A 20,814-nucleotide genomic window follows, 5' to 3' on the forward strand; every position below is an offset into this window, starting at 1 on the left:
TCACCTATACCCCTCGTGCTAGCCCCACTGGCGGTATTCCGGCCGGGCCGCGCCGCTCCCCCCCCCCAACCCCCGGCCGCCCCCCCCCCCCCCGGCCGGGGCGCGCCGCTCCGTGAATCCCGGTCAGGCCTTCGGGCCGGTGGCCTGGACGACGTCGAAGGACCAGAGGGTGGAGCCGGTGGCGGCGGGGCGCTTCGGGGCCTCGCCCTCCGGGGCGGCCGGGCGGTGGGCGGCCTGCATCGGGCCGGAGAGCCAGGCCTGGAAGGACTCCTCGTCGCGCCAGCGGGTGTAGACCAGGTACTGGTCGGTGCCCTCGACCGGGCGCAGCAGCTCGAAGTACTCGAAGCCGTCGGAGTTCTCCACCGCGCCGGCCCGGGCGGCGAAGCGCTTCTCCAGTTCCTCCCGCTGCTCAGCGGGGACGGTCAGGACATTGATCTTGACGACGGACATGCCGTACCTCCTCGGGGTTGCTCTGAGAAGGCAGTCTGCTACACCTGACGCAATCGACGGCGCGGCGGGCGGGTCAGAAGGAGCGGCCCTCGCCGTGGTACGGGGCCTCGGGGCCGGTCCGGTCGGGGCGGTCGCGGGGATCGGCGCAGAGGGTGGAGGCCAGCCGGGTGAGCAGGTCGGCGAGGTCGTCGAACTGCTTCTCGTCCCAGTCGCCGAGGAGTTCGGCGAGCTGCGCCCGCCGGGCCGCGACCAGTTGGAGGGCCGCCGCCTCGCCCGGTTCGGTGAGGCGCAGCGGCAGGCCGCCGGTGCGGGCCGCCAGGCCGCGTCCCTCGACCTCGCGCACCGCCTCCTCCACCACCGGGAACGGGATGATCCGGCGCTCCGCCAGTTCGGAGGGCTCCACGGAGCCGTGCTGGTGCATCTGGAGCAGCAGCCAGCTGGAGGCGGGCTTGAGGTCGAGGCCGGCGCCGGCGGTGATCCGCTTGAACAGGTCGCGCCGCGCCTCCCGGGTGCTCAGCACGGACAGGGCCCGGCTGATCTCGTCCAGCGAGGTGCGCTCCACCGGGTTGACGCCGATCGACTCGCCGAGGTCGGGGGCGGTCACGGTGCTGCGCAGCTTCTGCTCCCGCAGGAACAGCGAGAGGACGAAGGCGACCGCGGCCACCGGCACCGCGTAGAGGAAGACCCGGGTGATCGACTCGGCGTAGGCGTGGTGGATCCCGTCCTGGACGGCGGCGGGCAGGGTGTCGACGACGCGCGGGTCGGCGGAGACCGCGCCGGGGTCGAAGCCGGGCGGCAGCGGGATCCCGGCCAGGGCGTCCCGCAGCCGGCTGTTGAGGCCGGAGGCGAAGACCGTGCCGAAGACCGAGACGCCGACGGAGGCGCCGATGGAGCGGAAGAAGGTGGCACCGGCGGTGGCGACGCCGAGGTCCTGGTAGCCGACCGAGTTCTGCACGATCAGCACCAGCACCTGCATCACCAGGCCCAGGCCCAGGCCGAAGACCAGGAAGTAGCAGCTCATCACGAAGGTGCTGGTGTGCTCGTCGAGCAGCGAGAGCAGCAGCAGGCCGACGACGGTGACGGCGGTGCCGGCGATCGGGAAGACCCGGTAGTGACCGGTGCGGGCCACGATCTGACCGGAGCCGATCGAGGTGACCAGCATGCCGATCACCATCGGAAGCATGTGGATGCCGGACATCGTCGGCGAGACGTTCATGACGACCTGGAGGAAGGTCGGCAGGTAGGTGAGCGCGCCGAACATCGCGAAGCCGACCACGAAGGAGATGACGGCCACCAGGCTGAACGTCCGCGAGCGGAACAGCCGCAGCGGCAGGACGGGCTCGACGGCGGTCCGTTCCACCAGGACGAAGGCCAGCAGCAGGACCAGGCCGAGCACGCCCAGTCCGACGATCTGCCAGGAGCCCCACGCCCAGGTCGTACCGCCGAGCGAGGTCACCAGCACCACGCAGGTCGCGACGGCGGCGATCAGCACCGTGCCGAGGTAGTCGATCCGGTGCCGGCGCCGGGTCTGCGCCCCGTGCAGCACGGTCGCGATCACGGCGAGGGCGACCACGCCGATCGGCAGGTTGATGTAGAACACCCAGCGCCAGCTGAGGTTGTCGACGAACAGCCCGCCGAGCAGCGGCCCCAGCACGCTGGTGACGCCGAAGACGGCGCCGAAGACGCCCTGGTACTTCCCGCGGTCCCGGGGGGCCACGAGGTCCCCGACGATGGCCTGGGAGAGCACCATCAGACCGCCGCCGCCCAGGCCCTGGACGGCGCGGAAGGCGATCAGCTCGCCCATGTTCTGGGCGACGCCGCACAGCACCGAGCCCAGCAGGAAGATCACGATGGACGCCTGGAAGAAGACCTTCCGGCCGTACATGTCGCCGAGCTTGCCCCAGAGCGGGGTGGCGGCGGTGGAGGCGAGCAGGTAGGCGGTGACCACCCAGGAGAGGTGCTCCAGGCCGCCGAGGTCGCTGACGATGGTGGGCAGGGCGGTGGAGACGATGGTCTGGTCGAGCGCGGCCAGCAGCATCGCCAGCAGCAGGGCGCCGATCGACAGCCACAGGGCGCGGCCGGTGACCGGGGTCGGCCCCGGTTCGCCCGCCGGCGCGCGGGCGGGGTCGGCGATCGGATCCGTCATGGCGTCTCCGTATCCGTAGCGGCTCGGCGGTGATCACTCCCGGCTCACCATGCTGTCAGAAATGCACCGGTTCGCGCGTTTTGAGTTGAGCCGAACGTAATCCCGTCAGGTCGTGCGACGTTCAGGTCGACACATCGACCGTTCACCGGTCCCCAACCCCCACCAACCGGCACAAGGCCCCCACCACGGGCCGGACGCCCCTGTCCCCCCTCAGGGACGTCCTGCATAATCAGGCCCGTCCCCGTCCGAGAACACGTGTCCGACCGCAGCCCGAGTTCGAGACCGCCACCGACCGAGAACCGAGGAGGGCCGGCCGATGCCGGACCAGCACTGCCCGACGTGCGGCGCCGCCCGCTCCCCCGGGTGCGGCTGCCTCGTCCCGGACGGCAGCCTCGACGAGACCGCCGTCCTGCCGCACCTGGAGGGCCCGCCGCTGGTCCGCCCGTACGTGCCGCAGGCGGTCGGCCAGGTCGCGGACGGCCCGCCGGTCGGGGTGGCCGTCCGAGCGCACGTCGAACCCCACCCCGGACCGCGCCACGACCCGCACCCGGGACCGGCGGACGACCCGTTCGGCACGACCGTGCTGCCGCCGGGCGCGCCGCCCGCCGTCCCCCCGCTGGGCCCGGACGCCGACGCCTACGCGACCACCGTGCTGCCGCCCGTCTCCTCCGCCCCGCCGTTCCAGCCCCCGCAGCCGCCCGCGCCCACCGGGAACGCGCCGGAGGACGGACCCGTGGAGGGGCCCGAGGACGAGCTCGGTGTGTTCCCCTTCGCCCACGCCGCCCCCGCCGCCGCTCCCGGCAGCGGCCGGGCCGCCCGGCGCGCGGCGGAGCAGCCGGACACCGGCGGCCCGCTCGCCCGCCGCAAGGGTCTGCTGATCGCGGCCGGCGCCGGCCTGCTGGCCCTCACCGTGGGCCTCGCCTACGCGCTCACCCCCTCCGCCGGGTCGGACGACCGGGCCGTGCCCGCACCGACCGCCACCCTCGGCCTCACGCCGGTGGACCCGACCGTCCCGGCCCCGCCGAGCCCGAGCGCGCCACCGCCCGCCTCGGACACCCCCAGCGCGACGCCGACGCCGACCCGGACGAGCGCCAAGCCCTCCCCGGCCCGGACGACGGCCGCCAGCCCTCCCCCGGCGGCGCCCGCGACCACGGTCGCGGCCGCTCCCCCGGCACCGGTCCCGATCCCGGTCCCCGACCCGGCGACCACGCCCCCGCCGTCGGCCCCCACGCCGACGCCCCCGGCACCGACCACGCCCCCCGCCCCGAGTGCCACTCCGACCCCGACCCCTACGGTGCGCGTCCTGGAGTACGGCATGGAGGGACCCGACGTCCAGGCGCTCCAACGCAAGCTCAGTGTCGTCATCTGCTGGGAGAAGGTGCCCCCGACCGGCAGGTACGACGACCGCACCAGGCTGATCGTCACGTACTTCCAGGACATCTACAGCGTCCGGGGTGACGCCCGGGGGGTCTACGGCCCGATCACCCGCGCCGCCCTGGAGCCGCGCAACAGCTGCTGAACGGGTGAACGGGTGTCGGGCCGCCCGCCGGGTCAGCCCTTGATCGCCTGGAAGATGCTGAACGCGGCCATCAGCACCATCACGCTCGCCGCGACCCGGATGATCATCTTCATCGGCACGTGCTTCAGCAGCTTCTGCCCGCCCAGGATCGCGATCCCCGCGACGGCGCACAGCGCCAGCCAGGCGCCCAGGCCCACGGCGAGCGGGTCGGCGTACTTGGCGGCCAGGTTGGCGGTCATGATCTGGGTCAGGTCGCCGAACTCGGCGATCGCCACGACCACGAAGCTGGCCCCGGCGACCTTCCAGAAGCTGTTGGCGGACGGCTCCTTGGCGGCGTGGCCGTCCTCGTCGTCGCCCCCGCCGTGGAACAGCAGCATCGCCGCGCCGGCCAGGAACAGCACGCCGGTGACGCCCTCCACCCAGCGGTGCGGCAGCAGCGAGAGCAGGTGCCCGGCGACCAGCGCGATGCCCACCTGGAGGGCGAAGGCGGCGGCGATGCCGGCGAAGACGTAGCTCGCCCGGTACTTGGCGCCGAGCATCAGGCTGGCCAGGGCGGTCTTGTCCGGCAGTTCGGACAGGAAAATGATGCCGAACGTGATCGCGGCGACGGTCAGACTCATCGGGGGTGGTGTCCCTCGGGTTCGGGCCGCCGGACCGCAGCAGCTCCGTCAGGGGTCGCTCCGGCCCGACAGCACTGGTTGGCAATCCACGGGACGCGCACGACGCGCTCCCGCACACACAGCACTGCGGCCGAAGGTCTCGCCGGCACCGGTCGCGGAACCGCGGTGCCCCGGGCGCCGGGCCCCGAGGGGCCAGTGTGTCGACGGTCCGGTGGAGGGCTACTCCCCTTCAACGCGCACCAGCCTACCCGATCGGGCCTCCCGGCCGCCCGGTGCGCACCAGGCCCCGGCCGACCAGCTCCAGCACCACCACGACCGCCACCGACTCCACCGCCAGCAGCCCGACCAGCACGAACAGCTGCACCGCGCCCGCCCGGACCGGCGAGGCGCCGCCGAGCAGCATGCCGACGAAGGCGCCCGGCAGGGTGACCAGGCCCACCGTCCGGGTCTGGTCGAGCGCCGGGACGAGTGAGGTCGCGGCGGCGGTGCGGCAGATCTCCATCCGGGCGTCCCGGTCCTCGAAGCCGAGCGCCAGCGCCGCCTCGACCTCGCCGTGCCGCTGGCGCAGCTCGTCCAGGGCGCGCCGCCCGGACAGCGAGGTGGCGGTGAGCCCGCCGCCGATCAGGATGCCGGCGACCGGGATGACCGACAGGCCCTTCGGCGGCAGCAGTCCGCTGCCGAGCAGCAGCACCAGCACCGGCAGCACCCCGGCCCCGATCGGCGCGGCCGCCCACAGCCACCCGCGCCCGGGGGCCGGCACCATCCGCCGCCCGGCCGTCCGCACCGCGACCGTGAACATCAGCAGCACGAAGAGCGCCGACCACCAGCGCGAGCCGACCACCCAGGTGATCACCAGCGCGACGGCGGCGAGCTGCACCACCGCGCGCAGCCCGGCCCGCAGGACGGCGCGCCCCTGGCCGAGCCGCCCCCAGCCGGCGACCGCGACGGCGGCCAGCAGCAGGAGGGCGGTGACCGCGCCCAGCCCCGGGGTGACCGGCAGCAGTTGCCCCGCGTCGGCGAGCGGCGCGGCGGCCCACCCGCCGGACACCGGTCAGATCCAGCTGGTGAACCACATCCGGTCCTGCCAGGACGTCATCGGGATCACCTCCGCCGTGTACAGCGGGTAGAAGAAGGCGAAGCAGGCCACGATCGCCAGCACGATCACCCCGGCGCCGACCGCGCCGATCCGGCGCCGCTCGGGCGGGCAGCCCGCCGGGCCGAGCATCGCCCCCAGCATCTGCGCCACGGCCAGGCAGAGGAAGGGGACCAGCACCACCATGTAGAAGGAGAAGACCGTCCGCTCCTGGTACTGGAACCAGGGCAGGTAGACGCCGGCGACGCCGCACAGCACCGCGCCGGAGCGCCAGTCCCGGCGGAAGAACCAGCGCCAGAGCAGGTAGACCAGCGCGAAGCAGGCGGTCCACCAGAGCAGCGGGGTGCCGAGGCCGAGGATCTGCGCCGCGCAGCCGCCGGAGTCGGTGCAGCCGCGCTGGCCGGCCGGCACCTGCTCCCAGTACATGGAGACCGGCCGGCCCTGGACCAGCCAGCTGAAGGGGTTGGACTGGTAGGTGTGCGGGCTGCTCAGACCGGTGTTGAAGTCGTACATCTGGGCGTGGTAGTGCCAGAGGCTGCGCAGCGGCGCGGGCACCCAGCTCATCGACACCTGCGGCAGTCCGATGCCGAGGACGCTGTCCGGGGAGAGGCCGGCCCGGTCGTCGGCCCAGTGGCGGTCGAAGCCGCCGCCGGTGGAGAGCCAGCCGGCCCAGCCGCCGACGTAGACGACGAAGGCTGAGCCGACCATGGCGAGGAAGGCGGGCAGCGCGTCGAGCCGGAGCATCGAGCGCCAGGGGCGGCGGGCGCCGGCCCAGCGGCGGCCGGAGTGGTCCCACAGCACGGTGAGCAGGCCGAAGGCGGCGAGCACCATGACGCCGTTCCACTTGACCCCGGTGGCGGCGCCCAGGCAGAGCCCGGCGGTGATCCGCCAGGGCCGCCACCCGAGCCGGACGGTGTCGCCGCCGTTGTCGGGCAGCACGGCGGCGAGCCGGGCGCGGGTGCGGTCGCGGTCGATCAGCAGCGCGCCGAAGGCGGCCAGGACGAAGAACATCTGGACGCCGTCGAGCAGGCCGATCCGGCTCATCACCAGCTGGAGGCCGTCGACGGCCATCAGCAGGGCGGCGGTGCAGCCGATCAGGGTGGAGCCGAAGAGCCGGCGGCCGATCCGGGCGAGCATCAGCACGGTGACGGTGCCGAGCAGCGCGGTCATGAACCGCCAGCCGAAGGGGTGCAGGCCGAAGCCCCACTCGCCGAGCGAGATCACCCACTTGCCGAGCGGCGGGTGGGCGATGAACTCGGGCGCGGAGGTGAGCGGGATCTGCTGCGGGACGGCCAGGACCTGCTCGTTCGCGTGCTCCGGCCAGGTACCCTCGTAGCCCTGCCGGAGCAGGGACCAGGCGTCCTTGGGGTAGTAGGTCTCGTCGAAGACGAAGGCGTTGGGGTAGCCGAGGTTCCAGAACCGCAGCAGCCCGGCGAAGAGCGCCACGGCGATCGGTCCGAGCCAGTCCGAGCGGTCCGCCGCCCGGCGCAGCAGCCCCCGCCGCCGCTCCGGTGCCGGGTCGGCCGGGGCCGCTGCCGCCGGGGGGTGGGTGAGCGCCGCTTGGGTCATGGTGTCGGTAGCCTCGCCGGTTCGCCTGTCTCGCCTGTGCCGGCCGCCGTGCGTTCCGCCGGTGGCCGCGGTCGGCCCGCACCGGCCGGAGGGCGGCCTGGACCGGCCCGGACGACCGCGGCCGGACGGCCGACAGCCACCGACACTATGTGCCGGTGGGCGCGAAACCAAGCGCGACGGGCGCCGGACAGGTGACCTGTCCGACGCCCGTCGGGGCACGTCCGCCCGGGGATCAGGCGGCCGCCCGGAGCTCGCGGACCGCCGGGACCGGCGTGCGGACCGGGGCCGCGGGGGCCTGCTCGCCCCCGGCGGAGCCGGCCGGCGCGTTGTCCTGGGCCGCGGTGAGGTACGGCCGCAGGCGCAGGGCCAGGACGACGATCAGCACGGTGGAGCCGGCCATCGCCGCCAGGTAGAGCGGCCAGGTGCCGGAGCCGACCATCAGGACGCCCACGGCCGGGCCGACGGCGATCGCGACCTGCTTCACCAGGGCGTACCCGGAGTTGTAGGTGCCGAGCAGCCGGGCCGGGGCGAGGTCGGCGACGATCGGGCCCATGGTCGGGGCGAGCAGCGACTCGCCGACCCCGAACAGGGCGTAGATCGAGACGACCGCGACCGTGGCGGCCAGCGCCTCGGTCCGGATCAGGCCGGCCACCAGGGCCATCGCCCAGGCGCCGAGCCAGACCACGCCGGCGGCGGCCATCGCGGTGGTGCGCCGGCGGCGGGCGGTGATCCGCACCATGAACATCTGCAGCACCACGATGGTCAGCGCGTTGGCGCCGATGGCGATGCCCAGGGTGGACGGGGCGGTGCCGACGGTGTCGGTGGCGAAGGCCGCGACGCCGGACTCGAACTGGCCGTAGCAGGTGAAGAAGATCAGGCCGGCGAGCACGCTGAGCCGGACCATGGCCTTGTCGGCGAGCAGCGCGCGCAGGCCCTGCGGCCCGTCGTTCCGCTCCTGGACGAGCAGCGGCGCGGCGTTCGGGATCCGGGCGGTGCCGGTCACCAGGGCCAGGCCGAGGAAGGTCGCGGCCTCGATGGTGAACAGCCGGGTCAGGCTGGCCGGGTCGGCGACGTCCACGATCTGCCCGCCGACCAGCGCGCCGATGCCCATGCCCAGGTTGATCAGGGTGAACTGCAGCGCGAAGGCGTGCGAGCGGGTCGCCGCGGTGGAGCAGCGCACGATCATCGTGGCGAGCGCCGGCTGGCAGGTGGTGACGCCCGCGCCGAACAGGAACGAGGAGACCAGCAGCGCCGGGGTGCCGGTGGCGTGCCCGAAGGCGAACGCGCCGGTGGCGGCCAGCGCGGCGCCGGCCAGCAGCACCGGGCGCGGCCCGTACCGGTCGATGCCGCGGCCGGTGAACGGCAGGACGGCGAGCGCGGCCAGCGCGAAGACGGTGAACACCATCCCCGCGGCCAGCGAACCCAGCCCCCGCACCTGGTCCACGTACACGAACATGTACGGCATCGTGAACCCGCTGCCGAACGCGCTGAGCGCGTTGCCGATCTGGACGCGGCGCAGCGGGCCGCCCGCCCCGCGTCGCTGCTGCCTCTGCTGCTTCACCGTGCCGATCACCGTGCACACCCCTTCACTGCGGTCGGAGCCGTCAGGGCTCCGTCAGTTTTCGTTGCGTACTCTTAAGGGAAGAAGACTTAAGAGCTAAAGTTTGACTCTAAAGTCTTAGCACCAGAAGAGTGCCGAGTCAAAGGCTTAAGGAGTGCACTTCACATGGGACACTGGTCCGCATGACTGCAGAGAAGCCCGCGCCGGCCACCCCCCGCGAACCGGGCATCGCCGAGCAGGTGGCGCTCTACCAGCGGGAGTTCCCCACCGTCGACCCGCAGGTGGAGACCATCGTGCAGACGCTCTCCCGGGTCGCCCGGCGGATGACCGTCGCCTACGACCGGCAGCTCACTGTGCTCGGAATCACCTCCGCCGAGTGGGAGGTGCTCAAGGCCCTGGTGGTCGCCGGCAGCCCGTACCGGCTCGGGCCCGGCGAGCTGGCCAAGCGGCTCGGGCTCACCCCCGCCGCGATGACCCACCGGATCGACCGGATGGTCACCGAGGGGCTGGTCACCCGGGAGCGGGACGAGGCCAACCGGGTCCGGGTGATCATCGAGCTGACCGAGCTCGGCCGGGACAAGTGGCTGGAGTCGATGCGGATGGCCGCGGTCTTCGAGGAGGAGCTGCTCCAGGACCTCGTCGGCGAGGACCGCACCGTGCTCTCCGGGATGCTGGCCCGGATGCTGCGCCGGATCGAGGAGAGCCAGCCGGACGCCCTGGGGCGCACCGCCGACCTGGCCTGAGCGGCCCGCGGGCAGACAGAAGTCCGGCCCGCCGGGGGACTCCCCCGGCGGGCCGGACTCCTTGGTGCGAGGTGCGAGGTGCGAGGGTCCGTCAGGCCCTCATCCGATCAGTGGTGGGTCGGGGTCAGCAGGGACCGTTGTCGGTCCAGACGCCCCACTGGCCGCTGAGCGACGGGTCGTCGCCCTTGGTCCACCACTTGTTGGTGTAGTAGTGACCCTTCCAGGAGACCTTGGTCGAGGTCGCGTAGGTGGCGGCCGCGTCCCAGCTCGGGGCGCCCGCGCAGCCGGCCGGGGTGGTCGGCGGCGTGGTCGGCGGGGTCGTGGGCGGGGTGGTCGGCGGCGTGGTCGGCGGAGTCGTGGGCGGGGTGGTCGGCGGCGTGGTGGTCGGCGGGGCCGGGCAGGCCGCGGCCGAGCCGTTGGTCGCCTCGACCATCTTGTCGAACAGCGCCGTCTTGGTGCCCAGGTCGTACAGCGAGAAGGCGAAGGAGCCGCCGAGGCCGTTGCAGTGCGCGTAGTCCAGCTTGGCCTGGATCGAGCGGGCGTCCTCACCGGACCAGAAGACGTTGCCGTCGTAGAAGTACGTCGCCTTGGCCGCGTCGTCCCAGTAGGTCTTCGACGGGTTGTCGACGAAGCCCGCGAGCTCCTTGTACATCTGGATGCCGGCGACGCTGCCCGAGAGCGGGGCGCCCGGAGCCGGGGCGGTGGCGGACTGGAACAGGCCGTTCTTGCCGTTGTTCGGCACGCCGGTCCAGCCGCGGTAGTAGAACGGCACACCCACGTTGATCTTGTTGGCGGGGAAGCCGCCCGCGATGCCGTACTGCGGGTCACCGGCGGTGTAGGCCTTGATGGCCGCGTCGATGTTGTACTTGCCGTTGCCGCCCGGGACCGGGGTCATCGGGTCGTTGGGGCCGGAGTAGATCGGGGCCTGGTGGTTCGTCGGGCCCTTGGCCTCCCAACCACCGTGCATGTCGTAGGTCATGACGTCCAGGAACGTCAGGTACTGACCGATCTTGTCGGTCTCGACGTTCTTGATCTTGTCCTGACCGGCGCCCACCGCGGCCGCGGTGTAGTACTGCTTGCCGTCGGCCTTGCCCTGCGCGTCGAGCTGCTCGCGCAGCTCCTTCAGCAGCAGGGTGAAGTTCTGCTTGTCGTTCGGGCTCGCCTGGTTGCCGAGGTGGCCGCCGCCGCCCGGGTACTCCCAGTCGATGTCGACGCCGTCGAAGATGCCGGCCGCCGTGCCCGGGCCGCCGTAGCCGGCCTCGACCGGCAGGTTGCCCTTGATGAACATGTCGATGCAGGACGAGACCAGCTTCTTGCGGGAGGCGTCCGTGGCCGCCGCCGACGAGAAGTACTTGGAGTAGGTCCAGCCACCGAGCGAGATCAGGATCTTGAGCTTCGGGTTCTTCGCCTTCAGCTTCTTCAGCTGGTTGAAGTTGCCCGCGATCGGCTGGTTCCAGACGTCGCCGACGCCGTCGACCGAGATGTCCGGGCCGAAGCTCTTCTGGTAGTCCGCGAACGCGTCCGCCGCACCGTCACCCGCGTTGGGGTTGTTCTCGTCCTGGCTCGCGGCCTTGGTGGCCTGGAAACAGGTGCCGTTGGTGGGGTGGATGTTGGCGAACGAGTAGATCATGTAATCCAGCTTCCCGGCGACGCCGGTGTCCTGGATCGTCTTCGGGTAGTACGCGTTCGAGTAGATCGACCACTGGTCGAAGTAGGCGACCTTGATGCCACCGCTGGTGGCGGGCGCGCCGGTGGTGTTGCCGACCGCGGCGTTGGCGGTGGCGCCGCCGCTGAGCGCGAGGGCCGTGCCGAGCAGCAGGGAGGCCGTGGTACCGGCGGCGATCGCGGTCAGGCTCTTGGACCGCTTGCGACGGCCGCCCTCCTGAACCGGGGCCCCGGCCCTTTCGATGCGTGAACGGAGCATGGGTGCGTGACTCCTGGGTGTGGGGGATTCCGACCTGTCCCGGGGCGCAGGTACGGGGTGGGGCCGTACGACCGGGACATGACAGAACGGGATGGGGGAATCGAGCGGAACATGCCTTGACGGACGCCGGGATATGCCGAACCGGCGTCAGCGGCGAACCACTGACGCCGGCTCAGGGGCTCCCTGCACCTGGGGACTAAAATGGACTAGACCAACTACCCCGTCAAGGGGTGCCGTTGCGGCTTGAGCCGCCGTTAAGGTTCCCCGGAAACCCGCGGGCCCCCGCTGACCTGCGGGTCAGCGGGGGCGCACGGGTGCTTCGACCGGCCCTGCGCGGGGCCGGCGGCGCTCAGTAGCGGACGGCGTTGGCGACGACGGCCTTCACCGAGCCCGAGAGGTCTCGGTTGCTCTGCGCCTTGGCCTCGGTGCTCTGACCCGCCGCCAGATCCGGCACGGTCACGGCCGTCACGTCCAGCACGTTGCCGCTGTCGTCGGTGAAGTTGACCTGGATCACGTACCGGCCGGCCTGCTGCCCGTGGTTGGTGACGGTCAGCGTCGCCTCGGCCTTGTCGTTGACGATGGACACGGATCCGACCGCGATGTCCCCCTTCGCGTCCAGCCCGCCCTTGATCCCGGCGATCGCCGAGGAGGCCTTCGCCTCCGCCGAGGCGACCGCGGAGGCCGCCGCCGAGGAGAGCCCGGTCGCCGCCGTGCCCAGGGCCGCGCTCGCCGCCGAGGCCGCGGCGGAGGCGGCGCCGGCGATCGCCGAGCCCGCCTGTGCGGCGGCGGAGGAGGCCGCGCTGCCGGTCGCGCCCCCGTCGCCGTCGGAGGAGCAGCCCGCCAGCGCGGCCCCACCGAGCAGAGCGGCGCCCAGGGCGGCGGCCAGCGCCCGGCGCGGGCGGCGGACGGCGGGGGCGTGCGGGTCCGCGGCGGTCGGCCGGGGCGGGGCCGCGGGGCTGCGGGTCGACTGGCGGTCCATCGGGATCCTCGATTCTTCGCCGGTGGCGTCTGGCCGGCGCCGGGTAGCCCGGCGTGCCTCCCCGCCCACGTTCCGGGGCCCGGCCCCGGCCCGCCAACAGGGCTGGGGCGTTCGGGTGAGCCCGGGCCGCGAGGGGCCGCCGGGGGCCGCGCGGGTCCGGCGGGACGGGCTCAGGAGAGCCCCGCGCCGTCCTGCGTCTCCGCCTCCACCGCCGCGCGCTCCTCCGCCAGCCGGACGGCGTGCCGGCGGCGGGCCACCACCCCGTACGCCGAGGCCGCGCTCGCCGCGAAGGCCAGCAGGCCGGTCCACGGCTGGTTGAAGGCGTGCCCGGTCAGGTGGTCCAGCGAGTACCGGCCCGGTCCGGCCAGGCCCAGCGCCAGGCCGGTCGCGCCGAGGAACGCCGGGTACTCGTAGCCGCCGGACATCGCGAAGAAGCCCGCCGGGGCGTGCACCGCGACCGCGCCCGCCATCGTCCCGGCCACCACCGCGCCGGCCGCCGGCGTGGCCAGCCCGGCCACCAGCATCGCGCCGCCGCCCGCCTCGCCGAGGCCCGCGGCCAGCGCGCTCTGGCGCGGCGGGTGGAAGCCCATCGCCTCCATCGCCTTGGTGGTGCCTTCCAGGCCGCCACCGCCGAACCAGCCGAACAGCTTCTGGGTGCCGTGGGCGATCAGCACCCCGCCCACGGCGCCTCGCAGGGCCAGCAGGCCCAGGTCGATACGGTTCAGAGCCATGTCCTCGTCCCCTTCGGGAGCCCTCCGCCGCGCGGAGGGAAGGTCCGGCTTCCATGGCAGCCGAAACCGCCCGCGGACTCGACCCGGGGCACCCGTTCGGGCGAACCGCGGTACGAACGGGAATAATTCGGACAGGCGTGGCGGCCGGGCGGCGATGATCGCCGCGGCCATGCTTGGCGCATGTTCGTCTTCGACCTGAGCAGCGCCTTCATCGCCTTCTTCGCCGTGGTCGGCCCGCCGAAGGTGCTGCTGTCCTTCGCCCGGCTGGCCTCCACCCGCAGCGCCGGGGAGCTGCGGCGGCTGGCGGCGTGGAGCACGCTCATCTCGGCCGTGATCGGGGTGGTCCTCGCCTTCAGCGCCGACTTCGTCACCTCGCTGTTCCACATCAGCGACCAGTCGCTGCAGCTCGCCGGCGGGCTGATCTTCTTCGTCTACGCGGTCGCGCTGGTCTTCGGCGTCCACCTCGGCGCCGGCGCCGACGAGGCGGACGAGCACCTGGCCGGCCCGCTGGTGGACGGCATCCGCGAGCTGATGCTGCCGTACCTGGCCAGCCCGCTCGCCGTCACCGCGGTCCTGGTCGGTTCGCTCGCCAAGGACGACTGGGGCTGGCACGCCACGGTGGCCGGCGCGTACGTCGCCGTGGTGGTGATCAACTTCATCTGCGTCGCCGCGCTCGCCCCGCTGATGCTGCGCACCCACCGGACCTCGCTGGAGGTGGTGGCCCGGCTGCTCGGCCTGCTGCTCGCGGCGGTCGGCGCCGAGCTGTTCCTCGAAGGACTGGCCGGGCTCGGCGTGCACCTGCCCGAGGAGCACTGAGCCGCGCGTCGAGCCGCGTTCCGGCGCGGCCGGCGACGGCGGGGCGGGCGACGGCGCGCCGGGTCAGCTCGCCGCGGCCAGCCGGACCAGCGCCTCCCCGATCCGGTCGCGCACCAGCGGGTCGGCGACCAGCCCGTCCGCGCCGACGTCCCCGCGCGCCAGCGGCACCCGGACGCAGGCCGCCTCGACGACGGCCGCCCCCGTGTAGCGCAGCACCGTGCCCAGCGCCTCCTCGGCGCCCAGGCCGCGGCCGGTCCCGGCGGCGTTGATCCAGGCGGCCGGCTTGTCCGCGATCTCGACGCCGCCCACCGTCCAGTCCAGCAGGTTCTTGAAGGACCCGGGCAGGGTTCCGGCGTACTCGGGCGTACAGATCAGCAGGGCGTCGGCGGCCTCGACCGCCGCCCGCAGCGCGGCGACCGGCTCCGGCAGCGGATCGGTGTCGAGGTCCGGGTTGAAGTGCGGCAGCCCCGCCAGCCCGGTGAAGTAGGTGGTCGCGAGGCCCTCGGTGGCCAGTGCCACGGCGGCGGCGGTGCGCAGCACGGTCTCGTTGACGGACCCGGCGCGCAGGCTGCCCGGGAGCAGCAGGATGTGACGGTCGTTCGGCATGGGGAGGAACCTATCGGCCGGCTCAGGGCACGACCACAGGCCGCCAGGGAACGGGGCTGGAGAGGATCATCGAACTGGCCGGCTGTCCGTAGCCGCCGAGGCGGTCGATGAGGGCCTCGAAATCGGCCATCGCCGGAACGGCGACCAGCAGCGCGCAGCAGGCCCCGCCGGTGACCCGGTGCAGCTGGAGCACCTCGGGCCAGCCGGCCACCTCCGGGTCGCGCAGCACGCAGCGCGGGCCGTAGCACTGGAGCTGCACCAGCGCGGTGATGGGCAGGCCGGAGCGGGTGAGGTCGACGTGGGCGTGGTAGCCGGTGATCACCCCGTCGGCCTCCAGGCGGCGGACCCGTTCGGCCACGGCGGGTGCGGAGAGGCTCACCCGGCGGGAGAGTTCGTTGTAGGAGAGCCGCGCGTCGGCCTGCAGTTCGGCCAGCAGTCTGCGGTCGACGGCGTCCACGGAGGCTCCTGAGGGTGTGGTCCGGTTGGCTGGATCCCGCTGCTTTGCGATCGTGAAGAGGATCGGGAAAACACCTCTCGTACGACAGGCGCGGCCGCGGTTGCCGTGCCCGCCGCCCATTCAAATGCGCGGCGGGCCGCCGCACAATGGGGCCCCGGTACTCGCCGACGACTTCTGGAGGGATCGGGCATGGGGCACGACACGGTGGAGAGGCCCAACCTGTCGTTCGGACGGACCGACGAGCCGGAGCGGGGCACCCCGTACGCGCGCTACGTCCGGCTGGACGAGCTGCACAGCCTGCAGCACCCGCTCAGCGAGCAGCCCGCCGAGCTGTCGTTCATCGTCACCACCCAGGTGATGGAGCTGCTGTTCGGTCTGCTGCGGCACGAGTGGACCCTGGCCCAGCAGGCCCTGCGCGCGGACGACCTGCCGGGTGCGCTGGCCGCGCTGCGCCGGGGCACCCACGTCCAGGACGTGCTGGTGGAGTCCTGGGACCTGCTGGCCACGCTCACCCCGCGGGAGTTCAACGCCTTCCGCCCGCTGTTCGGCGAGGCCTCGGGCTTCCAGTCCTCGGCCTTCCTGCACCTGGAGTTCCTGCTCGGCAACAAGAACGCCGCGCTGCTGAACATGTACCGGGACAGCCCGCGGACCCACGCCGAGCTGGACGCCGCGCTGCGCTCCCCCAGCCTGTACGACGACGCGCTCGCGCTGCTCGCCCGCCGCGGCCTGGCCGTGCCGGACACCGTCTCCGCCCAGCGGCACCAGGCCGACGAGGCGGTCGCGGCCGCCTGGCGGCGGGTCTACACCGAGGCGGAGCACGCCGGGCTGCTGCCGCTGGCCGAGGCGCTGCTGGACGTCGCCGAGCGGGTGACCCGCTGGCGCCAGCGCCACCTGGCGGCGGTCAAGCGGGCGATGGGCGGCAAGCCGGGCTCCGGCGGCTCCAGCGGCCTGACCTGGCTGCGCCGCTCCGCCGAGCAGGACGTCTTCCCCGAGCTGTGGGCGATCCGGGACGGGCTGTGACGCCGCCGCGTCCGGCGGGCATGAACAGGCAGTGGGCAGGAAGCGGTCGGCAGGAGCAGGCCGCGGGCACGGGCGACACGATGGAGGGGCAGGGCATGATCACGCGCGAGGAGTGCGCGGCGCTGGACGCCGCCGACCCGCTGGCGGCGTTCCGCGAGGAGTTCGCCCTGCCGCCGGGGGTGATCTACCTGGACGGCAACTCGCTCGGCGCGCTGCCGGTCCGCACCTCCGAGCGGGTGCGGACGGTGGTCGAGCAGGAGTGGGGCCGGGAGCTGATCCGCAGCTGGAACGACGCGGGCTGGTTCGAGCAGCCGTACCGGCTGGGTCGGCGGATCGCCCCGCTGGTCGGGGCCGCCCCGCAGGAGGTGGTGGTCTGCGACACCACCTCGGTGAACCTGTTCAAGGTGCTGGCGGCGGCGCTGCGGCTGCGGCCCGGCCGCTCCGCCGTGCTGGGCGACCGTGCCGCCTTCCCGACCGACCTCTACATCGCCGAGGGCGTGACCGGGCTGGTCCCGGGCACCCGCAGCGTGCTGATCGACCCGGCCGAGCTGGACGCCCACCTGGACGGGGACGTCGCCGCGGTCGTCCTCTCGCACGTCGACTACCGGACCGGCGAACTGCTGGACATGCCCGGGATCACCGCCCGGGTGCGGGCCGCCGGGGCCCTGATGATCTGGGACGTCTGCCACTCGGTGGGCGCGCTGCCGGTCGAACTCGCCGCGAGCGGAGCCGACTTCGCGGTCGGCTGCACCTACAAGTACCTGAACGGCGGGCCCGGCTCGCCGGCCTTCCTGTACGTCGCCGAGCGGCATCTGGCGGCCGGGGCGCCGCAGCCGCTGAGCGGCTGGTTCGGGCACGCCCGGCCGTTCGCCTTCGAGCCCGGCTACGCGCCGAAGGAGGGCGTCGGCCGCTTCCTCACCAGCTCGCCCTCGCTGCTCGGCCAGGCCGCGCTGGAGGCCTCGCTGGACGTCTGGGAGCGGGCCGACCGGGCCGCGGTCCGGGCCAAGAGCCTGGCGCTGACCGATCTGTTCATCGGACTGGTGGAGGGCCTGGACGGCATCGAGGTGGTGACCCCGCGCGAGCACGCCCGGCGCGGCAGCCAGGTGGCGCTGCGGCACTCCGACGGCTACCCGGTGGTGCAGGCGCTGATCGCCCGCGGGGTGATCGGGGACTTCCGGGCGCCGGACCTCATGCGCTTCGGCTTCACCCCGCTGTACCTCTCGCACACCGAGGTGTGGGACGCGGCCCGGCACCTGGCGCAGGTGCTGGAGAGCGGCGAGTGGAAGGACGAGCGCTTCTCCCGCCGCGGCGAGGTGACCTGAGGCGGGGCCTCGCGGTCCCGCCCCCGGGCGCGCCGGGGCGGGACCGCCGGCGTCACGGAGCCGTGAGCTCCTCGATCAGCCTGCCGTACACGGCGAACGCCGGCTTGGGCGTGTAGTCGTCCCGGAGCAGGCCGAAGCGGTGGAACGGGCCCGGGCCCGCGCTGTCCGCGTCGCGCAGCCCGAAGTGGCCGTAGCCGGTGAGGTTCAGCTCGCCGGCGAGGCCCGCGATCGTCCGGACCACCTCCTCGACCACCTCGGCCTGCCGCCGCTCCGACCGGTCGGGGCCGGTGGGCCAGCCGTGCTCGCAGATCCGGACCGGCACCGCCGGACCGATCCCGGCCCGGGTGACGACCTCCCGCCGGAAGCCGGTGAGCACCGCCGCGACCGCCGCGCCGAGCCGCGCGGCCGGGACGGGGCGGAAGACGTCGGGGAAGAAGTCCAGGCCGACGTAGTCGAGCGCGCGGTGGAACCGCTCGTCGGCGAGCCCGCCGAGGGCGGGCCAGAACGGGTCGGCCGGGTCCGGGCTGAACGCCGCGTTGAACCCCACGGCGAGGTCGAGGCCGAGCGCCAGCGCCTCCTCCTTGGCCGCGACCACCCCCTCGACCAGGGCCCGCCGGACGTTCGGCACGGAGCCGTCGAGCACCGGGCAGTCGGCGTTCGGCTCCTCGCAGATCTGCAGCGTGCCGATCCGCCGTCCTTCGGCGCGCACCGTCCGCCGGACGAAGTCCGTCCAGCCGTCCAGCCGCCCGGCCGGCTCCCGGAACTGGAGGACCAGGTCGAGCCGGCGCCCCTCCCGGGCGTACCGCTCCGGGGCGGCCGGGGTCGGCGGGGTGGCCGGCCCCTCGGGGAACGAGCGGTAGGCGCGGACCAGCAGGGTGGGCGCCGCGCCCTGGAGCGCGCGCAGGGCGGCGGTGATCCGCTCCGGGTCGTCGGGGCGGACGGGGGTGATCACGCGGCTCTCGTCTCCGAGCAGGCCGCCGGGATAGACGCCGAAGGTGAAGGTCATGGCCCCACCGTAGCCGAAATTTTTGGTGTCACTGCAAATTTGGCGCGGCGCTAGGATTTTCCCATGGGACTTCGCGAGGAGAAGAAGCGGCGGACCCGGACACTGCTGGCCGACACCGCGACGGCGCTGTTCGCCGAGCGGGGGTTCGAGCGGGTCACGGTGGCCGAGGTGGCCCGGGCCGCCGGGGTGGCCGTCAACACGGTGTTCAACTACTTCCCGACCAAGGAGGACCTCTTCTTCGACCGGCAGGACGAGGTGGTGGACCGGCTGGCCCGGGTGGTGCGGGAGCGGCCGACGGGCGCCTCCCCCGTCGACGCCGTCCGGGCGGAGCTGCTCGCCGGGCTGGACGCCGGCGAGCCGACGTACGGGCTGGACCCGCAGGCCGCGGCCTTCTGGCGGACGGTCGGGGACAGCCCCGCACTGCGGGCCCGGCTGCTGGACCTGGGCGAGCGGGCCGAGGAGGCGCTGGCGGCCGCCCTGGCCGAGGAGGCCGGCCTCCCGGCGGACGCCGCGCTCCCCCGGGTGGTGGCGGGCGCGCTCGCCGGAGCGCACCGGGCGGCGCTGGCGGAGGTCCGGCGGGGCGTGGTGGCCGGTGAGCCGGTGGACGCCGTCCGGACCCGGGTCGTGGCGGCGGTGACGGCGGGCTTCGACCTGCTGGCGGCCGGACTCGCCGGGTGGCCGGCCGGGCGCGCGGGGGCCTGAACGCGTCGGGCCGCCCGGTCGGAGTGACCGGGCGGCCCTGGGTGCGGCTACGACCGCGAGCGGCTAGCTGTGGCGCCCGCGGCGACGGGCGGCCACGACGGCGAGGCCGCCGAGGGCGAGCAGGCCGGCGCCGATGCCGAGGAGCAGCGGGGCGTTGTCCGAACCGGTCGACGGCAGCTGACCCCCGCCACCGCCGCCGTGGGTGGGTGCCGGGTGCCCGGTGGTCGGCCCGCCGGTCGTCGGACCGCCGCTGGTGGGCGCGGCACTGGACGAGCTGGACGTCGCGGTCGGGCTCGTCGGGGCCGGGGACGTGGTGGTCTGGGTCGGCGTCGGGCTCGTCGGGGCCGGCGAGGTGGTGGTCTGGGTCGGCGTCGGGGACGTCGGGGCCGGCGAGGTGGTGGTCGGGGTGGGCGTCGGGGACGTCGGCGAGGGCGAGGTGGGCGTCGGGCTCGGCGTGACCTCGCAGTCCGGCAGGTCGCCGTCGAACGGGTAGCTGTGGATCTCGTAGCCGCCGTTACCGGTCTGGACCAGGTTGCCCGCCAGGTACACCCGGCCGTTCAGACCCGGCATGGCGATGGTCGTGGTGCCCGCCGGGTTGCCCGCCATCACCGAGCCCTGGAACTGCGCGCTGCCGTTGATCTGCGCCGAGGTGGCCGTGGGGAAGTTCCACATCAGCTTGGAGCGCATCTCGGTGGTCTGGTCGCCCGGCAGGCCGGTGCCGGTGTAGGTGTTGACGACCGGGTCGGCCGACAGCATGTTGACCACGACGGTCGCGCCGGCCGGGATGCCCGCGAACACCAGGCCGATCTGCCCACCGGTCGGCGAGGTGAGGTTCCCGGTGACGTTGAAGACCTGCTTCATGCTCGTGCCGTCGCCGGTGAAGGTGGCCTCGCTGGCGGTGAGCGCGACGGTGCCGGTGGCGGTGGCCCGGCCGACGCAGGCGGAGACGTCCTCGATCTGGGTGAGCACCGACCGGTAGGGGGCGGCCGCGTTCGCGTCCTGGATCGCCTGGCCGGTCGGGTCGATGGCGACGGTACCGGTGAGCGCGCCCGCGTACCGCAGGTTGCCGAAGGCCTGGCCCTGGGAGTCGCTGCCGCCGATCAGCAGGGAGTTGCCGGGCAGCACGGTGACGTTGCCGCCGACGGTGAGGAAGTCGCTGCCGTTGGGCGGGACGACCCGCGAGCCGACGCCGACCACGCCCGCGTTGAAGTTGCCGCCGCCGTTCTTGTCCACGGTGAAGTCCCCGAGGGTGACGATCTTGCCCTCGGCCTCGGCCGCCCGGCCGGCGACCGTGTAGTTGCCGCCGGTGAAGACGTTGATGCTGGCGTCCCGGCCGGTGAAGTCGCCGTTGTTGACCGGCGGCCAGGTGGCCGGGCAGTCCGGCCCGCTGCACGCCCCCAGCGGCGGGGCCAGCGGCGCCGCCGAACCGACCGTCAGCACCGCCGCGAGCGGCAGCACGGCGGCGGCCACCGCCACCGCGATCCGGGTGTTGCGGCGACCGCGGGGGGCGGGGGGCCGCTCCACGGTGGATCTTCCGCGACCGGGCGTAC

The 20,814-nt window shown here is 73.8% G+C and carries 19 protein-coding genes; 6 read left to right on the forward strand and 13 right to left on the reverse strand.

Annotated elements, in window-relative coordinates:
* Positions 1 to 123: 123 nt before the first annotated feature.
* Together ACFVFS_RS24900 and ACFVFS_RS24905 are read right to left on the reverse strand one after the other, a co-directional pair.
* Positions 124 to 450, reverse strand: coding sequence for an antibiotic biosynthesis monooxygenase family protein (locus tag ACFVFS_RS24900; RefSeq protein ID WP_376096116.1), 327 nt, complete (start codon positions 448 to 450; stop codon positions 124 to 126).
* 73 nt (positions 451 to 523) lie between these two features.
* The gene (locus ACFVFS_RS24905; RefSeq protein ID WP_380626904.1) at positions 524 to 2,596 is read right to left on the reverse strand and encodes a DHA2 family efflux MFS transporter permease subunit; all 2,073 of its coding nucleotides are present in this window, start codon (positions 2,594 to 2,596) and stop codon (positions 524 to 526) included.
* A 316-nt stretch (positions 2,597 to 2,912) separates the two neighbouring features.
* Here ACFVFS_RS24905 and ACFVFS_RS24910 point away from each other — a divergent pair, with 316 nt between their 5' ends.
* Positions 2,913 to 4,115, forward strand: coding sequence for a peptidoglycan-binding protein (locus ACFVFS_RS24910; RefSeq protein ID WP_380626905.1), 1,203 nt, complete (start codon positions 2,913 to 2,915; stop codon positions 4,113 to 4,115).
* Between the two features lie 32 nt (positions 4,116 to 4,147).
* On the opposite strand, the gene ACFVFS_RS24915 is transcribed toward ACFVFS_RS24910, so the two are convergent.
* The 4 genes from ACFVFS_RS24915 to ACFVFS_RS24930 all read right to left on the reverse strand — a co-directional run bounded on the left by ACFVFS_RS24915 (position 4,148) and on the right by ACFVFS_RS24930 (position 8,970).
* Positions 4,148 to 4,735, reverse strand: coding sequence for a TMEM165/GDT1 family protein (locus ACFVFS_RS24915; RefSeq protein ID WP_380626906.1), 588 nt, complete (start codon positions 4,733 to 4,735; stop codon positions 4,148 to 4,150).
* A 244-nt stretch (positions 4,736 to 4,979) separates the two neighbouring features.
* Positions 4,980 to 5,783, reverse strand: coding sequence for an ABC transporter permease (locus ACFVFS_RS24920; RefSeq protein WP_380626907.1), 804 nt, complete (start codon positions 5,781 to 5,783; stop codon positions 4,980 to 4,982).
* A gap of 3 nt (positions 5,784 to 5,786) precedes the next feature.
* Positions 5,787 to 7,397 carry a dolichyl-phosphate-mannose--protein mannosyltransferase gene (locus ACFVFS_RS24925; protein WP_380626908.1) on the reverse strand — a complete coding sequence of 537 codons (1,611 nt, stop codon included), beginning with the start codon at positions 7,395 to 7,397 and terminating at the stop codon, positions 5,787 to 5,789.
* A 232-nt stretch (positions 7,398 to 7,629) separates the two neighbouring features.
* Complete coding sequence (locus tag ACFVFS_RS24930; protein ID WP_380626909.1) at positions 7,630 to 8,970, reverse strand: MFS transporter; 1,341 nt, start codon at positions 8,968 to 8,970, stop codon at positions 7,630 to 7,632.
* Between the two features lie 170 nt (positions 8,971 to 9,140).
* Between ACFVFS_RS24930 and ACFVFS_RS24935 the strand changes: the two genes are divergently transcribed.
* A complete protein-coding gene (locus ACFVFS_RS24935) occupies positions 9,141 to 9,701 on the forward strand; it encodes a MarR family winged helix-turn-helix transcriptional regulator (RefSeq protein WP_380626910.1) in 561 nt (186 codons plus the stop codon).
* 124 nt (positions 9,702 to 9,825) lie between these two features.
* Here the strand turns inward: ACFVFS_RS24935 and ACFVFS_RS24940 are convergent, their stop codons facing one another.
* The 3 genes from ACFVFS_RS24940 to ACFVFS_RS24950 form a co-directional block, all read right to left on the reverse strand.
* Positions 9,826 to 11,625, reverse strand: a complete 1,800-nt coding sequence (locus tag ACFVFS_RS24940; protein WP_380626911.1) for a glycosyl hydrolase family 18 protein — start codon at positions 11,623 to 11,625, stop codon at positions 9,826 to 9,828.
* 349 nt (positions 11,626 to 11,974) lie between these two features.
* Positions 11,975 to 12,604: an FxLYD domain-containing protein gene (locus ACFVFS_RS24945; RefSeq protein ID WP_380626912.1), complete on the reverse strand. Its 630-nt coding sequence runs from the start codon at positions 12,602 to 12,604 to the stop codon at positions 11,975 to 11,977.
* Positions 12,605 to 12,774: 170 nt separating this feature from the next.
* Positions 12,775 to 13,335 (reverse strand): DoxX family protein, encoded by a 561-nt coding sequence (locus tag ACFVFS_RS24950; protein ID WP_380626913.1) that lies wholly within the window; start codon positions 13,333 to 13,335, stop codon positions 12,775 to 12,777.
* A 180-nt stretch (positions 13,336 to 13,515) separates the two neighbouring features.
* Here ACFVFS_RS24950 and ACFVFS_RS24955 point away from each other — a divergent pair, with 180 nt between their 5' ends.
* Positions 13,516 to 14,151 (forward strand): MarC family protein, encoded by a 636-nt coding sequence (locus ACFVFS_RS24955; RefSeq protein WP_380626914.1) that lies wholly within the window; start codon positions 13,516 to 13,518, stop codon positions 14,149 to 14,151.
* 63 nt (positions 14,152 to 14,214) lie between these two features.
* Here the strand turns inward: ACFVFS_RS24955 and ACFVFS_RS24960 are convergent, their stop codons facing one another.
* Both ACFVFS_RS24960 and ACFVFS_RS24965 read right to left on the reverse strand, forming a co-directional pair.
* Positions 14,215 to 14,757 carry an NADPH-dependent FMN reductase gene (locus ACFVFS_RS24960; protein WP_380626915.1) on the reverse strand — a complete coding sequence of 181 codons (543 nt, stop codon included), beginning with the start codon at positions 14,755 to 14,757 and terminating at the stop codon, positions 14,215 to 14,217.
* A gap of 22 nt (positions 14,758 to 14,779) precedes the next feature.
* Positions 14,780 to 15,214, reverse strand: a complete 435-nt coding sequence (locus ACFVFS_RS24965; protein WP_380626916.1) for an Lrp/AsnC family transcriptional regulator — start codon at positions 15,212 to 15,214, stop codon at positions 14,780 to 14,782.
* A gap of 189 nt (positions 15,215 to 15,403) precedes the next feature.
* Between ACFVFS_RS24965 and ACFVFS_RS24970 the strand changes: the two genes are divergently transcribed.
* Entirely contained in the window at positions 15,404 to 16,234 is an 831-nt protein-coding gene (locus tag ACFVFS_RS24970) for a tryptophan 2,3-dioxygenase (RefSeq protein WP_380626917.1), read from the forward strand.
* 95 nt (positions 16,235 to 16,329) lie between these two features.
* Positions 16,330 to 17,556: a kynureninase gene (gene kynU / locus ACFVFS_RS24975; protein ID WP_380626918.1), complete on the forward strand. Its 1,227-nt coding sequence runs from the start codon at positions 16,330 to 16,332 to the stop codon at positions 17,554 to 17,556.
* Positions 17,557 to 17,608: 52 nt separating this feature from the next.
* On the opposite strand, the gene ACFVFS_RS24980 is transcribed toward kynU, so the two are convergent.
* The gene (locus ACFVFS_RS24980) at positions 17,609 to 18,562 is read right to left on the reverse strand and encodes a hypothetical protein (RefSeq protein ID WP_380626919.1); all 954 of its coding nucleotides are present in this window, start codon (positions 18,560 to 18,562) and stop codon (positions 17,609 to 17,611) included.
* 63 nt (positions 18,563 to 18,625) lie between these two features.
* Here ACFVFS_RS24980 and ACFVFS_RS24985 point away from each other — a divergent pair, with 63 nt between their 5' ends.
* Positions 18,626 to 19,264, forward strand: a complete 639-nt coding sequence (locus ACFVFS_RS24985) for a TetR/AcrR family transcriptional regulator (protein ID WP_380626920.1) — start codon at positions 18,626 to 18,628, stop codon at positions 19,262 to 19,264.
* Between the two features lie 63 nt (positions 19,265 to 19,327).
* On the opposite strand, the gene ACFVFS_RS24990 is transcribed toward ACFVFS_RS24985, so the two are convergent.
* Entirely contained in the window at positions 19,328 to 20,788 is a 1,461-nt protein-coding gene (locus tag ACFVFS_RS24990) for a choice-of-anchor A family protein (RefSeq protein WP_380626921.1), read from the reverse strand.
* Between the last annotated feature and the right edge of the window lie 26 nt (positions 20,789 to 20,814).

Source organism: Kitasatospora sp. NPDC057692 (assembly GCF_042799475.1).
Taxonomy (GTDB): Bacteria; Actinomycetota; Actinomycetes; order Streptomycetales; family Streptomycetaceae; genus Kitasatospora.